We start from the raw sequence: 12,765 nt of genomic DNA on the forward strand, positions 1-12,765 counted from the left end.
AGGGGCACTAGCTTAGCCGCTTCTACATAGCCCAAATGCGCGGGTCTTGGGCAGCACAGCCCCAGTGCTGGGCACGCCACTGGCGGCGGATCTGGCGCAGCAACTGCATGGCTGGCTCTACCGTGGGGGTCAGCACCCGCACCACCACCACCTGCGGGTGTACTGCCGTGGCCCCGGCGTGCAGCGGGGTCTGGGGTGCAGTGGTGGGGGCTGCTGTTGCACCACGGGCAACGTCTATGGCGGTGCGGGCGCTGTCCAGCAGTTGCTCACGCTGGTCACGCCCTATATCGCTGCCTTGGGCCCAAAACAGTGTGGCCAAGCAGCGCTGCCCGGCCAAGCCTGCGGGGGCGTTCATCAGCAAGGCATCGTCGGCTTGGATGCGGCCACGTTCCAGCCATACCCCCGGTAGCTCTAGGTGCTGCTGCAGGCTGCCACGCACAAAGGGCTGTTGCGCATGGGGCAGGCCCAACGCGGTCACGTCCCAGCCCAGCACGCAGCCGCCGGGGGCTATCTGCAGTTCCAGGTGGTTGAGGGCGTTGCAGCCGTCAAAGCAAATGGCCTCCAGCGGCAGCCACTCCAGCCGGGCATCGGCTGCCACCTGCAGCACGGTGCGCTGGGTGGCCAGTGGGCCGTCGCTGCGGTAAAAGCGGCTGGCCCCCGGGGTGGTGATGAGGCCGTGCGTGCCGCTATCAAGTTGCACAGCAATGTCCAGCGTATCGCCCCCTACCAAGCCACCGGGGGGGTGTACCAAGACGTTGTGGCAAATGGCATCGCCTTCGGGGTACAGGCTTTGCAAAATGCGCAGCGGGCCGTCGTGGCTAAAGCGGGCGAGGGTGCGCAAAGCGCTGCGATCCTGCTGGTAGTGCAGGCTGAGTCGGGCGTGCCAAGTCATGCGTTATGTTGTCCACGGTGCGCCCACGCAGTGGTGTGGCGCTCCAGCAAGCTAAAGAGTTCGTACATCACCATGGCCATAGCGCCCACCACCACCAGGCCTGCAAAGGCCAAGCCCATTTGCATGGACGATCCAGCGGAGATGAGCAAGTAGCCTATGCCTTCGTTGGAGGCGGTCATTTCGGACACCGTGGTGCCTACAAAGGCCAGCGTAATGCCCACTTTGAGCGAGCCGTACACATAGGGCAGGCTGCGTGGCAGGCCGATTTTGAGCAGTACATCCATGCGCCGTGCACCCAGCACGCGCAGCACGTCTTCCAACTCGGGCTCCAGCGTGGCCAAGCCAGTGGCCATGTTCACCATGATGGGAAAGAAGCTGATGAGAAACGCCGTCAGGATGGCCGGCCCCACACCTATGCCAAACCAGACCACCAAGATGGGCACGAAGGCCGCTTTGGGCAGGGCGTTAAACCCGGTCATGAGCGGGTACAGCGCGGCATAGGCTAAGCGCGAACTGCCGATGACAAAACCCAGCAGCACCCCCACCACGATGGCGATGCCAAAGCCCACCAAGGTGACCCAAAAGGTGCGCCAAGCATGCAGGGCAATGGTGGCTTTGAATTCCCACAGTTGGGTGGCAATGCGCCACGGGCTGGGGAAGATGAATTCGGACACCGCCAAGGCGCTGCACAGGCCTTGCCACAGCAGCAGCAACAGGGCGAGCAGCAACCACGGGGCCCAACGGTACAGGGAGGGGCTCATGCGGCGGACTCCGCAGGGGAGGTGGGGGCTTGGCGCACAGCGCCAATGTGGCTGCGCAGCTCGTGCACGATGTCGCTGAACGCTGGGGTGTAGGTCACGTCCAAATCGCGTGGGCGTGGCAGGTTCACGTTGCGCCGCGTGATAAAGCGGCCCGGGCCTTTGCTCATCACGTACACCGTGTCGGCCAGAAACACGCTCTCGCGCAGGTCGTGGGTGACCAAAATGACATTGAACTGCTGCTCGGCCTGCAGGTCGCGCAGGGTGCACCACAGTTCTTCGCGGGTGAAGGCGTCGAGCGCCCCAAAGGGTTCGTCCAGCAGCAGCATTTGTGGTTCGTGAATCAGGGCGCGGCAAATGCTGGCGCGCTGCTGCATGCCGCCCGAGAGCTGCCACGGGAACTTGTCCTCGTAGCCTGCCAAACCGACCTTGGCTAGCAGTTGGCGGGCACGTTCAGCGTACTCGGCCTTGCGCTGTTTGAACTGGCTGCGGTAGGGCTGCACGATTTCCAGCGGCAGCAGCACGTTGTCCAGCGTGGTGCGCCACGGCAACAGGCTGGGGGCTTGGAAGGCCATGCCTGAAATTTTCAGTGGCCCGTTGACCAGCTGCCCATCGATGCGGATGCTGCCGCGTGTGGGTTTTTTCAGCCCGGTGGCCAGTTTCATGAAGGTGCTTTTGCCACAACCCGAAGGCCCCACGATGGCGATGAACTCGCCGCGCTGCACCTGCAGGTTGATGTCTTCCACTGCAAACTGGCCTTGCGCAGCCAAGGCTTGCGTGTAGGCCAGCCACACATTGTCAAACTCGATAAACGCCATGCTGTGTGGTCTTATGGCTTGGGCAAGATGGCCAGTTCGGCCTTGCTGGGCAGGAAGCTGCCGTTCCACACCGCGTCGGGGTTGATGCGGGTTTTGGTGGCAAAGGCATCGCCCACTTGGCTGGCCATCAGCGCCAAGCGTGGCAGGCTCACGTTGCCAAAGCCCTCGCTGCGCGCGCCTTCGGTGTTGATGGCGGTGTCTATGGCGAGCTTGAGGCGGCGCGTTTCCAGCTCGGTGTTGATGATGCCATCACGCGCTTTCACGTCGCCAATGGCGGCAGCAGGGTTGGCCATCACGTCCTTCATGCCTTTGGCAAAAGCGCTTAGAAAAGCTTTCACGGCTTCGGGGTGTTCTTTGATCAACTTGGGCGAGGCGATGATGGCGTTGCCGTACAGCTTGACGCCGTTTTGCGGGTAGGGCAGCACCACCACGTCCTCGGTTTTCACGCCCCGCGCTTCCAAGTTGAGCAGCGAGGTGAAGGTAAAGCCGGTGATGGCATCCACATCGCCTTTGGCCAGCATAGTTTCGCGCAGCGGAGGATCCATGCTGACCCATTGCACGCTGCCAATCTTGTTGGCTTTGGCCAAAATGGGGAAGGCGCGGCGTCCGGCGTCAAACACGGGGGCCCCCAGTTTCTTGCCTGCTAGGTCGGTCACGGTTTTGATGCCCGATTTCTTGAGTGCCATAACCGAGGCTGGCGTGGCGTTGTAGACCATCATCACCGCCACGGGTTTGGTGGGGGCGTCGGGGTTGTTGGCATGGAACTCCATGAGTGCAGCCAGGTCGGCAAAACCCATGTCGTAGGTGCCCGATGCCACGCGGGTCACCGCACCACCCGATCCGTTGCCCGCGTCGATGGTCACGTCCAAACCCGCCGCCTTGAAGTAGCCCTTGGCCTGCGGCGTCAGGAAGAGTGCAGCCGGACCTTCAAAGCGCCAGTCGAGCTGGAACTTGATGGGTAGCAAGTCGGCAGCGTGCGCTGTGCCCAAGCCAGCCCCTGTGGTAATGGCCAGTGCTGCACTGGCCACGGTGTGCATACAACGCTCCATGAAGCGGCGTTTGTGCGGTGCGTGCATCGAATCCTCCTGTTTGTTTTCCATACAGCCTACACCAAGCAAGATGGGTGCCTGTTTCAGGCCCCCGCCATGGACGAATCTTCAAAACATGACACCCGGTTGCGTCCTGCTTTTTTTGCGTGGTACATGGGTCGCTGCGTCTTTGCAAGCGGCTTGGACGGTGTGCGAGTACAATAGCGCCCATCGCTCCCCCCAAAGGCATTAATAGCCTGCCTCCGGCTGATCTCACCAGCCACTGGGCTCGTCAAACTTCTTCCTCTTAGGCGAGCTGTACACCAACCCACTTTTTTTCAACGCTGGGTTGCTTTCCAACTCCATCGCGGCTCGGGCAGTGGCCTGTGTCCGCTTCAACATGTTCACCATTACAACTACAACGACTTGCTTGCAGGTAGGCAAATACCTGCTCTCGCCCTTTGTGCGGCAAAACCCTGCGGGGCATTTCACAGCATCACTCTCCATTCGCCGCGGCCAAGGCCGCAGTACGCACGACCGCGTGATGCGCTTCGTGCCCGAATTCAGCACCCAAGACGCTGCCTTGCGCTACGCGCAGCAAGAAGCCAACTGCTTCGCGCTGGAGCAGCAAATCGCCTTTCACCCGGCCTCCATGGCCACGAACTAGGAGCACCATGTCCAAAGAAAGCTTGATTGAAATGCAAGGCACCGTTGACGAGGTGCTCCCTGATTCGCGCTACCGCGTGAAACTAGAAAACGGCCACGGCCTCATCGCCTACACCGGCGGAAAAATGCGCAAGCACCACATCCGCATCTTGGCGGGGGACAAAGTGACGGTGGAGATGTCGCCTTATGACTTTGACAAAGGCCGCATCACCTTCCGCCATTTGCCCCCGCGTCCCAACGGCGCCCCTTCGGCTGCCCCACGTCGCCGCTTTCGCTAAATAAGTAAGCGCGCGGCCCCCTCTCTTATTCACACTGACAGAAAGAACATTCATATGACCAGCAAACTCTACGTAGGCAATTTGTCTTACAACGTGCGTGACGACAACCTGCACCAACACTTCTCCGCTTTTGGCACTGTTTTGTCCGCCAAAGTCATGATGGAACGCGATACAGGCCGCTCCAAAGGTTTTGGCTTTGTCGAAATGTCCAACGCTGACGAAGCCCAAGCCGCTATCCGTGGCTCCAACGAGCAGGCTTTTGAAGGCCGCAACCTCATCGTCAACGAAGCCCGCCCCCAAGAAAGCCGCCCTCCCCGCAGCGGTGGCTTTGGTGGTGGCTACGGCGGTGGTGGTTTCAACGGCGGTGGCCGTCGCTCCTACTAAGCCCTTGTCTGCGCAGGCCTCATTCTCTGAGGCCTGGTGGATTTCTGGCTGCCCAGCGCGGTGCAGCCAGTTTGCATAAAAACGGGCTGTACAGCCCGTCCAGTAAGCTGAAGCAGCTATCAAATTGATAGCATCTGTGCTGTCTCAATGCCTTTGTACAAATCTGTTAAGGTCATCCCCCCGCAATCAGGCTAAAGGAGGGCAGAGACCTTATGGCTTTGCACAACGTACTTCAACACATTGCGGCGCAGCCCCAGTCCAGTGACACAGCTGCACTGGTGGATTTGGTGAACTGCCTGCGCCCCGCGCGCGTGGGCGATGTGGCCGATGCCACAGAGCGCATGCAAACCCTCATTGCCGTGTTGCGCGGCCAACCCAAATTGGCCCAAGCCTTGGCCAGCTACCTTGGCGGCTTGCTGGTGGCGCGCGACCACAGTTTTTTGCTGGCAGAAAGCGGCATCCTGTCCAACACCGGTTTTTTCAGCGAGCTTTGGCACCGCGTGGGCAACCGTTTGCTGCCACCGGCTTTGGATGAGCGCTTTTTGCGCGATTTGCTCGACGAGTTATTCCCCCACAAACACGATGCACCGTGGTTGCAGTCCTTGCCTGCGACGCTGTGGCAGGACTTGCTGCTGGTGCTGCAAGACCAACCCGGTACGCCTGCGGCGCAGCGCCATGTGCAGTTTGAAATGGGTGAGGCCTTGCGCATACTGGCCTGTCGCTTAGCGGCTGTGGGTTTGGAGCCAGAAATGGTGCGCTACTACCCCCAACTGGTGGAGTACGACTCGCCCTTTTTGGCCCAACAGCGCGAGCTAGAAACCGTGCTGCACCGCTGGCAAACCAGCCTGAGCGAACCCAGCCAGCCCATGCTCGATGCCGCCCACGCCGAGGTGCTGCTGGCCCAGTGCACCGAGGTGCTGGCGCGCATTCGCAAGCTCTCGCACGAAGCTGGTGCTGCCGTGCGCCTGAGTTGGTTGTTGACCCGTGCCGAACAAATGATCGAGCGCATGCAGACCATGCTGCAGTTACTGCGTGGTCAATCGGGGGGGATTGGGTTTTTTGTCAGTCTGGTGCGCTACGAGTCGCAACGCGGCAGCGTGCGCGAACTGTTTAGCAGCGTGACCGATTTGCTCTCGCTGCAAATCACCGAGCACGCCAGCAAAACCGGTGAGCACTATGTAGCCAGCAGCCGCGCCGAGTTCTTGACCATGTTTCGCGCCGCTGCAGGTGCTGGCGTGTTCGTGGCCTTTATGGCCATCATCAAGATGTACATCGGCTCGCTGCACTTGGCACCAGCGTGGGAGGCGCTGGGCTACAGCCTCAACTACGGGCTGGGTTTTGTGTTCATCCACCTGTGTGGCTTCACCATCGCCACCAAGCAGCCGGCCATGACGGCGGCCACGCTGGCCGCTGCCTTGGACCCGCGCAAACTGGCGCAAGGCCGCTACGAGGCGTTGGCCGAGACCATTGCACAAGTGTCGCGCACGCAGTTCATCGCCATCGTGGGCAATGTGCTGGTAGCACTGTTGGTATCCACGTCGGTCGCTATGGTCTGGACGGCGTACAAAGGGGCTTCTTTTGTCAGTGCCGACAAAGCGGCCCACCTGCTGCACGACCTGCATCCGTGGCACAGCTTGGCCATCGTGCACGCCGCCATAGCAGGGTGTTTTTTGTTCATGGCGGGCCTGATATCGGGCTATTACGACAACAAAGCCATCTACAACCGCGTGCCCGACCGTTTGCGCCGTGTGCGCTGGCTGCGCCGACTGCTGGGAGCGCGCAGGCTGGACGCTGTGGCCCGCTATGTGGAGCACAACCTGGGCGCGCTGGCGGGCAACTTTGCCTTTGGCTTCATGCTCGGGTGCATGGGCACCATTGGCTTTATTGTGGGCATGCCGCTGGATATTCGGCACATCACTTTTGGCGCGGCCAACTTGGCCTATGCGTCCCAAGCGCTGGGCTTTGCGGTCTACTGGGGCGATGCGCTGGTGTATTGCTTGGGCGTGTTCTTGATAGGGCTGACCAATTTGGGGGTGAGCTTTTCCTTGGCGCTGCGCGTGGCGCTCAAGTCGCGCCGCATCCGCGTGCACGACAGAGGGGCTTTGCTGAGGGCGGTGTGGCAACGCTTCAAACAGCGTCCACGGGATTTTGTCTGGCCACCGCAAGAGGCCCAGAACACCCCGCCTAGCAGTTCCCACAGCCACTAGGCATAATCGCACCCCAAGGCCCGCACGCTCCGGCGGGCCTTGTTCATTGTGTTTCGGAGCCATGTAGAGGACTACCATGTACAAAAACCTCGCAGCCACGCTCGTGGCCGCTTTGTCTTGCCTAGTGCACCCCCCCGTTGCCCTTGCTGCTCCCGCAGCCATTGCTGAACCCGTCAAGGTGGGCTTTGTGTATGTGGCACCCATTACCCCTGCAGGCTGGGTGCACCAGCACGAAGTGGCGCGCCAAGCCGTACAGGCCGCTTTGGGGGACAAGGTGCAGACCATTTACGCCGAGAACGTGGCCGAAGGGGTGGATGCCGAGCGCGTCATCCGCGACATGGCGCGCCAAGGCGCCAAACTCATCTTCACGCCCAGCTTTGGCTATATGGAGCCTACGCTCAAGGTGGCGCAAGAGTTCCCCGATGTGAAGTTCGAGTCCGTCACGGGCTACAAAACCGCGCCCAACGTCGCGGCCAGCAACGCCCGCTACTACGAGGGGCGTTATTTGGCAGGCATCGCCGCGGGCCGCATGAGCAAGAGCCATGTGGCGGGCTATGTGGCGGGTTTCCCTATCCCCGAGGTGCTGCAGGGAATCAACGCCTTCACGCTGGGCATGCGCTCGGTTGATCCCAAGGCGCAGGTCAAGGTTATTTGGCTCAACGAATGGTTCAACCCCAGCCGCGAGCGCGATGCCGCCATGACGCTGATGGACCAAGGCGCTGACGTGTTGGCCTTTCATACGGGCTCCAACGCCGTGATGGTGGCTGCCCAAGAGCGCGGCAAGTGGGCCGTGGCCTACCACTCGGACATGCGTGCTGTGGCCCCACAGGCGCAAATATTGGCCATTACCCACGAATGGGGGCTCTACTACACCGAGCGCACCCGCGCCATGCTCGATGGCAGTTGGAAACCCATCCGCCTGTGGGGTGGGGTGGCGCAGGGCCTGATCCGTGTGGGCGACTTTGGCCCGCAGGTGCCAGTCGCCGTGCAGCAAGAGGTGCTGCGCCAGCAACAAGCCATTGCCCAAGGGCGCTTGCTGCCCTTCGCAGCGCGGGCTGATGTACGCGACAATGCAGGTCGCATCGTCATCGCCAAAGGGCAATCGCTCACCGACGAGCAAATCGCCACCATGAACTGGTTGGCCCAAGGTGTGCTAGCCCCACCTATCCACTGAAGAGAAAAGCCTGACCCTATGCACGCCTACCGCGCCAGTTTGTTGTGGTTTGTCTCCGGCAGCACTGCCTTGCAGCCGCACGTTCACTTCGAGACCGATGGCCTGCTGGTCACCACTACCGGTGCCGGTGGCGTGGAGGTGGTGCACGCTATTGGCGCATGGAGCGACCTGAAAGAGCACTACGCGCACGTAGCCGTGCAGCACTGGCCCGGCAAGGTCATTGCGCCGGGCTTTGTGGATATGCACATCCACTACCCGCAGGTGGACGTGATCGGCTCGCCCGCCAGTGGCCTGCTGCCTTGGCTGGAGAACTACACCTTTCCCGAAGAAAAACGCTTCGCAGAGCCTGCCCATGCTGCTGAGGTTGCTACATTTTTTGTAGCAGAACTGCTGCGCAATGGTGTTACCACGGCACTCACGTTTGCCACCAGCAGCCCCAGCAGCGTGCAGGCCTTGTTTGCACAGGCCAAGGCGCAGCACTTGCGCCTCATCACCGGCCTGTGCCTGATGGATCGCCACGCGCCTGACTTTTTGCTCCACGGCACACAGGACAGCTTGCAGCAGACCGAGGCGCTGATACGCCAGTGGCACGGCGTGGACCGCTTGGGCTATGCCATCACGCCGCGTTTTGCGCCCACCAGCACCGAGGCGCAGCTGCGCGGTGCGGGCGAGCTGGCAGCCCAGTTCCCCGATGTATGGATACAAAGCCATGTGGCCGAGAACGTGGACGAAATCGCGTGGGTGCGCGAACTCTTTCCCGCGCACCGCAGCTACCTGCAAACCTATGCCGAGCTGGGGTTGATGCGCCAGCGCGCCGTCTACGCCCACTGCATCCACTTTGACGACGACGACCGCGCCCTGATGCGCGAGCGCCAGACGGCTGCTGCCATCAGTCCTACGAGCAACTTGTTTTTGGGCAGCGGTTTTTTTGACTACGAAGGAGCCCACCGCATGGGCTATTTGCATGGGCTGGCCAGCGATGTGGGCGGGGGCACCAGCTTCAGCCCCTTCCACACCATGCTGGCAGCCTATTACGTGGGGCGCACTGCCGTGCAGGCCAGTGCCCAGCACCCGGCCAAGCCGGGTTTGTCGCTCACACCGCCGCAGTTGTGGTGGCAGCACACGGCGGGTGCCGCCCAAGCCTTGGGTTTGGAGGGCCAAGTGGGCAACTTGTTGCCCGGCTGCGAGGCCGACTTCATCGTGCTCAACCCCCAAGCCACGCCGCTGCTGGCGCGCCGTACGGCGCAGGCCCGCAGCGTGGAGGAGTGGCTGTTCGCCCTCATCGTGCTGGGGGACGACCGCTTGGTGGAGCACACCCACATTGCCTACAAGGATGGCAAGCCTGTAGGGTCCGTACAATCCGCCCCAGTTTTAGGAGCTGCGCTGTTATGAGTATCAAGAGTGATCGCTGGATTCGCCGTATGGCCGAGGAACACGGCATGATCGAGCCGTTTGAGCCTGGCCAAGTGCGCCATGTAGAAGGCCGCAAGGTCATCTCCTACGGCACCAGCAGCTATGGCTATGACATCCGCTGCGCGCCCGAGTTCAAGGTCTTCACCAACATCCACAGCACCGTGGTGGATCCGAAAAACTTCGACGAAAAAAGCTTTGTCGATTTTCATGGTGATAGCTGCATCATCCCTCCCAACAGCTTTGCGCTGGCCCGCACGGTGGAGTACTTCCGCATTCCACGCAACGTGCTGACCGTGTGCCTAGGCAAAAGCACCTATGCGCGCTGCGGCATCATCGTCAACGTCACGCCGTTCGAGCCCGAGTGGGAAGGCTACGTGACGCTGGAGTTCTCTAACACCACGCCGCTGCCCGCCAAGATTTACGCGGGCGAAGGCTGCGCGCAGGTGCTGTTCTTTGAGAGCGACAAAGACGATGTCTGCGAAACCAGCTACCGCGACCGCAACGGCAAATACCAAGGCCAGCACGGTGTGACGCTGCCCAAGGCGTAAAACGAATGCTTGAAATACTGGCTTTGCTTTTTACAGCGCTCCTCGGAGCGCTTTTTGTTTTTCTAATGTGCCTTTTTGTCTGGTCTTTAGAAAAAATATTTTGGTTTCTGGTTGATTGTAGAAGATGGATTCGGAAAACTAGTTTTTCTTATGATTTTTTAATAACTGTTAATCGATTTGACTTATTTTTCGATAAATTTATTCCATCTTTATTTCTTTTGTTTCTGTCTGGTTTATTTCAATTTTCTTATATTGTTCTATTTTGTTATTGTGGAGCAATAGTTGCTGATTTTGAATATTTTGTTTTTATATTGTACTGTTGCTTTTTGTTGTGTTTGTCTTCTGTTTTCTTTATCTCATTTAATTTTTTAAAAAATGTTAATGGTTTGTTTTTGACGTCACTCTCGCTTTTGAGTTCGTTTTTAATTGCTCCTATACTTTGGCATGCAAGAGGAGAGGCGGCGAGTGAGTTAAATGTTTTTCTTGGTGTTTCAAGTTCTGCTCTAATTGCCTCTGTAAATTTCTATTCTGTAGTAATAGGTGTTTTGTTTTTGTTTTTGGGTTTTTGGTTTGTTTTTTCCATTTTTGTTATTCTTTTTGAGATATTGTTTTTGATTAGGGTTTTTTTGTTGCCGAGTGAGAAGGTGGGTTGGAGAAAAATTATTAAGTCCCTGGTAATGGATCGATTGATGTGGTGTTTTTTTTCATCTGTGGTTTGGGTTTATACAATTCCATTCTTGTTTCAGTATGATTTCTTAAAAATGTCTTCGCTGGACTTTGCTTTGCGTTTTGATGCGCAAAAATCTATAGTGTGCGGTGATAAAATTATTTCGAACGATGTTAAGCGATACTTCCCTGTTGATGGTGATTCAAATAGATATATTTCTGTTGACTATGTTGATCTTGTTTTTTCTTTTAATTATTTTAAGCGTGGGTATAAGCGCTGGAGAAATGAAGTTGATTCTGAAATGAAAAAGGAATATCAAAGCATGGTTATCCCTTTTGGGGGGCAAGAATTATTAAACTGCCAAAAACCTTAGGGAACGTCTGCAAAACTCCCCCCTGTGCCTGCCCGCTATGAGACAGTAGAGCCATGAAACAAATGAGCCTTGCCCACACCGGATTCGAGCTTGTGACCAAGCGCACGCGCAAGCGTGAGTTTCTAGAGGAAATAAATCTGGTGATTCCTTGGACTGAGCTACTGGCACTGATTGCACCGCATGTACCCGAGGGCAAGACAGGCAGACCGCCGTTTCCCACCCAAGTGATGTTGCGCATTCACTTGCTGCAACAGTTCTTTGGTCACTCCGACCCGACCATGGAAGAGGCCTTGCACGACATACCGCTGTACCGAGAGTTTGCCCATCTGGATGCTGGCATCAGCCGCTTACCCGACGAGAGCACGATTCTTCGCTTCAGACACCTGCTCCAAGAGCACGGGCTGGGACAACAGATTTTGGCCAGCGTCAACGCCAAACTCATTGACCGTGGCTTGATGCTCAAGACAGGCACCGTAGTCGATGCCACCTTAATTGCCGCCCCCAGCTCGACCAAGAACGACAGCGGTGAGCGAGACCCGGAGATGCACCAAACCAAGAAGGGCAACCAGTGGCACTTTGGCATGAAGGCGCACATTGGTGTGGACGCTGATTCTGGTTTGGTACACACCGTCCGACCACAGCGGCCAACGCGCACAACATCACACAGGCACATGCCTTGCTGCATGGCGAGGAAGAAGTTGTCTTTGCCGACTCCGGTTACCGGGGAGTTCATAAGCGTGAAGAAATCCAGGATCAGCATCCCGAAGTGGACTGGCTCATAGCCATGACGCCCAGTGAGCGCAAGGTCATGGACAAGAGCAAGCTTGTGAACGCATTGCGCGAGCAACTGGAAAAACTCAAGGCCAGCATCCGTGCCAAGGTGGAGCATCCGTTTCGAGTGATTAAGTGCCAGTTTGGGTATCGCAAGGTACGCTACCGTGGCCTAGCCAAGAACACCAATCAGTTGCTGGTGATGTTTGCGATGTCCAACCTGTGGATGGCGCGCAAGCGAATGGTGCAGGGGCTGCAAGCATGAGTGCGCCTGCAGCATGGGTAAGGAGCCGAAAACGGGGCTCAAAGAGCCCAATGAGCGGGAAATCAGCGGCAAATTCAACGCTGGTTTCGCCATGTGAAGATTCAGGCATCAACTCGCATTGTGGCGGGGCTTATGCAGACCATCCCTAGATGCTTTGTTGACCGCTGCTTTCATGTGTTCTCGAAGGTTTGAGGCTGTTCAAGGCGTGAAAACTTGCATCCCACCTGCACCACTGAATGCTTGAACTTTCGTAGTAGTTGGCATCCAAGGCTGCCTCCGCGGTCTTTTGCGCCATCTTCAGCGTTCGGCTGACGTGGATGACACCCCGGTAGGGCTATTCGTGGTGTGCACCAGCCATCACAGTCAGTTCCGCAAACATTTCAATTCGCGACAGGATGGCCTTAGAGAGTGCAGAAATGATGCCACTCACTAGGGTTAACGCTGCTGCAATTGCACGGGGTGCGATAATACGAGGCCGAGCCTTGTGCGCGCTGTGGGCGTTGCATCCGGGCTCCCCCGGTAT

General features: G+C 58.2%; 13 protein-coding genes. 9 read left to right on the top strand and 4 right to left on the bottom strand.

Annotation, left to right across the window (positions count from 1 at the left end):
• Positions 1-22: 22 nt before the first annotated feature.
• From KIK84_RS01510 to KIK84_RS01525, 4 genes are read right to left on the bottom strand one after another with little or no spacing between them, the layout of a single operon-like run.
• A complete protein-coding gene (locus tag KIK84_RS01510) occupies positions 23-892 on the bottom strand; it encodes an urease accessory protein UreD (protein ID WP_214121214.1) in 870 nt (289 codons plus the stop codon).
• The gene (locus KIK84_RS01515) at positions 889-1,653 is read right to left on the bottom strand and encodes an ABC transporter permease (protein WP_214121215.1); all 765 of its coding nucleotides are present in this window, start codon (positions 1,651-1,653) and stop codon (positions 889-891) included. The genes KIK84_RS01510 and KIK84_RS01515 overlap by 4 nt, the downstream gene beginning before the upstream one ends.
• Positions 1,650-2,468, bottom strand: coding sequence for an ABC transporter ATP-binding protein (locus KIK84_RS01520; protein ID WP_214121216.1), 819 nt, complete (start codon positions 2,466-2,468; stop codon positions 1,650-1,652). The genes KIK84_RS01515 and KIK84_RS01520 overlap by 4 nt, the downstream gene beginning before the upstream one ends.
• A gap of 11 nt (positions 2,469-2,479) precedes the next feature.
• Positions 2,480-3,505 carry an ABC transporter substrate-binding protein gene (locus KIK84_RS01525; RefSeq protein ID WP_502757534.1) on the bottom strand — a complete coding sequence of 342 codons (1,026 nt, stop codon included), beginning with the start codon at positions 3,503-3,505 and terminating at the stop codon, positions 2,480-2,482.
• Between the two features lie 391 nt (positions 3,506-3,896).
• Here KIK84_RS01525 and KIK84_RS01530 point away from each other — a divergent pair, with 391 nt between their 5' ends.
• From KIK84_RS01530 to KIK84_RS01570, 9 genes are all read left to right on the top strand, one after another.
• Positions 3,897-4,163, top strand: a complete 267-nt coding sequence (locus KIK84_RS01530) for a DUF6566 family protein (RefSeq protein WP_214121217.1) — start codon at positions 3,897-3,899, stop codon at positions 4,161-4,163.
• Positions 4,164-4,170: 7 nt separating this feature from the next.
• On the top strand, positions 4,171-4,440 hold the full coding sequence (gene infA, locus KIK84_RS01535) for a translation initiation factor IF-1 (RefSeq protein ID WP_214121218.1): 270 nt from the start codon (positions 4,171-4,173) through the stop codon (positions 4,438-4,440).
• A gap of 54 nt (positions 4,441-4,494) precedes the next feature.
• A complete protein-coding gene (gene rbp / locus KIK84_RS01540; protein WP_214121219.1) occupies positions 4,495-4,824 on the top strand; it encodes an RNA-binding regulator in 330 nt (109 codons plus the stop codon).
• Positions 4,825-5,036: 212 nt separating this feature from the next.
• On the top strand, positions 5,037-7,031 hold the full coding sequence (locus KIK84_RS01545; protein WP_214121220.1) for a site-specific recombinase: 1,995 nt from the start codon (positions 5,037-5,039) through the stop codon (positions 7,029-7,031).
• A gap of 76 nt (positions 7,032-7,107) precedes the next feature.
• Positions 7,108-8,205, top strand: coding sequence for a BMP family ABC transporter substrate-binding protein (locus KIK84_RS01550; RefSeq protein ID WP_214121221.1), 1,098 nt, complete (start codon positions 7,108-7,110; stop codon positions 8,203-8,205).
• Between the two features lie 18 nt (positions 8,206-8,223).
• Positions 8,224-9,597: a guanine deaminase gene (gene guaD / locus KIK84_RS01555; protein ID WP_214121222.1), complete on the top strand. Its 1,374-nt coding sequence runs from the start codon at positions 8,224-8,226 to the stop codon at positions 9,595-9,597.
• Entirely contained in the window at positions 9,594-10,166 is a 573-nt protein-coding gene (gene dcd, locus KIK84_RS01560; RefSeq protein WP_214121223.1) for a dCTP deaminase, read from the top strand. The genes guaD and dcd overlap by 4 nt, the downstream gene beginning before the upstream one ends.
• 5 nt (positions 10,167-10,171) lie before the next feature.
• The gene (locus KIK84_RS01565; protein WP_214121224.1) at positions 10,172-11,206 is read left to right on the top strand and encodes a hypothetical protein; all 1,035 of its coding nucleotides are present in this window, start codon (positions 10,172-10,174) and stop codon (positions 11,204-11,206) included.
• Between the two features lie 53 nt (positions 11,207-11,259).
• Positions 11,260-12,242, top strand: a protein-coding gene (locus KIK84_RS01570; protein ID WP_214121225.1) for an IS5 family transposase whose coding sequence is annotated in 2 segments (ribosomal slippage) — positions 11,260-11,839 and positions 11,839-12,242 — 984 coding nt in all. Because the reading frame shifts where the segments join, the coding sequence is not laid out codon by codon here.
• The last annotated feature ends 523 nt before the right edge of the window (positions 12,243-12,765 follow it).

The organism is Curvibacter sp. CHRR-16 (genome assembly GCF_018474005.1).
Lineage (GTDB): Bacteria > Pseudomonadota > Gammaproteobacteria > Burkholderiales > Burkholderiaceae_C > Allorhodoferax.

Excerpts from the sequence above, each read along its gene's own strand:
- KIK84_RS01510 (WP_214121214.1), bottom strand. The coding sequence starts at position 892 with ATGACTTGGCACGCCCGACTCAGCCTGCACTACCAGCAGGATCGCAGC.
- KIK84_RS01515 (WP_214121215.1), bottom strand. The coding sequence starts at position 1,653 with ATGAGCCCCTCCCTGTACCGTTGGGCCCCGTGGTTGCTGCTCGCCCTG.
- KIK84_RS01520 (WP_214121216.1), bottom strand. The coding sequence starts at position 2,468 with ATGGCGTTTATCGAGTTTGACAATGTGTGGCTGGCCTACACGCAAGCC.
- KIK84_RS01525 (WP_502757534.1), bottom strand. The coding sequence starts at position 3,505 with ATGCACACCGTGGCCAGTGCAGCACTGGCCATTACCACAGGGGCTGGC.
- KIK84_RS01530 (WP_214121217.1), top strand. The coding sequence starts at position 3,897 with ATGTTCACCATTACAACTACAACGACTTGCTTGCAGGTAGGCAAATAC.
- infA (WP_214121218.1), top strand. The coding sequence starts at position 4,171 with ATGTCCAAAGAAAGCTTGATTGAAATGCAAGGCACCGTTGACGAGGTG.
- rbp (WP_214121219.1), top strand. The coding sequence starts at position 4,495 with ATGACCAGCAAACTCTACGTAGGCAATTTGTCTTACAACGTGCGTGAC.
- KIK84_RS01545 (WP_214121220.1), top strand. The coding sequence starts at position 5,037 with ATGGCTTTGCACAACGTACTTCAACACATTGCGGCGCAGCCCCAGTCC.
- KIK84_RS01550 (WP_214121221.1), top strand. The coding sequence starts at position 7,108 with ATGTACAAAAACCTCGCAGCCACGCTCGTGGCCGCTTTGTCTTGCCTA.
- guaD (WP_214121222.1), top strand. The coding sequence starts at position 8,224 with ATGCACGCCTACCGCGCCAGTTTGTTGTGGTTTGTCTCCGGCAGCACT.
- dcd (WP_214121223.1), top strand. The coding sequence starts at position 9,594 with ATGAGTATCAAGAGTGATCGCTGGATTCGCCGTATGGCCGAGGAACAC.
- KIK84_RS01565 (WP_214121224.1), top strand. The coding sequence starts at position 10,172 with ATGCTTGAAATACTGGCTTTGCTTTTTACAGCGCTCCTCGGAGCGCTT.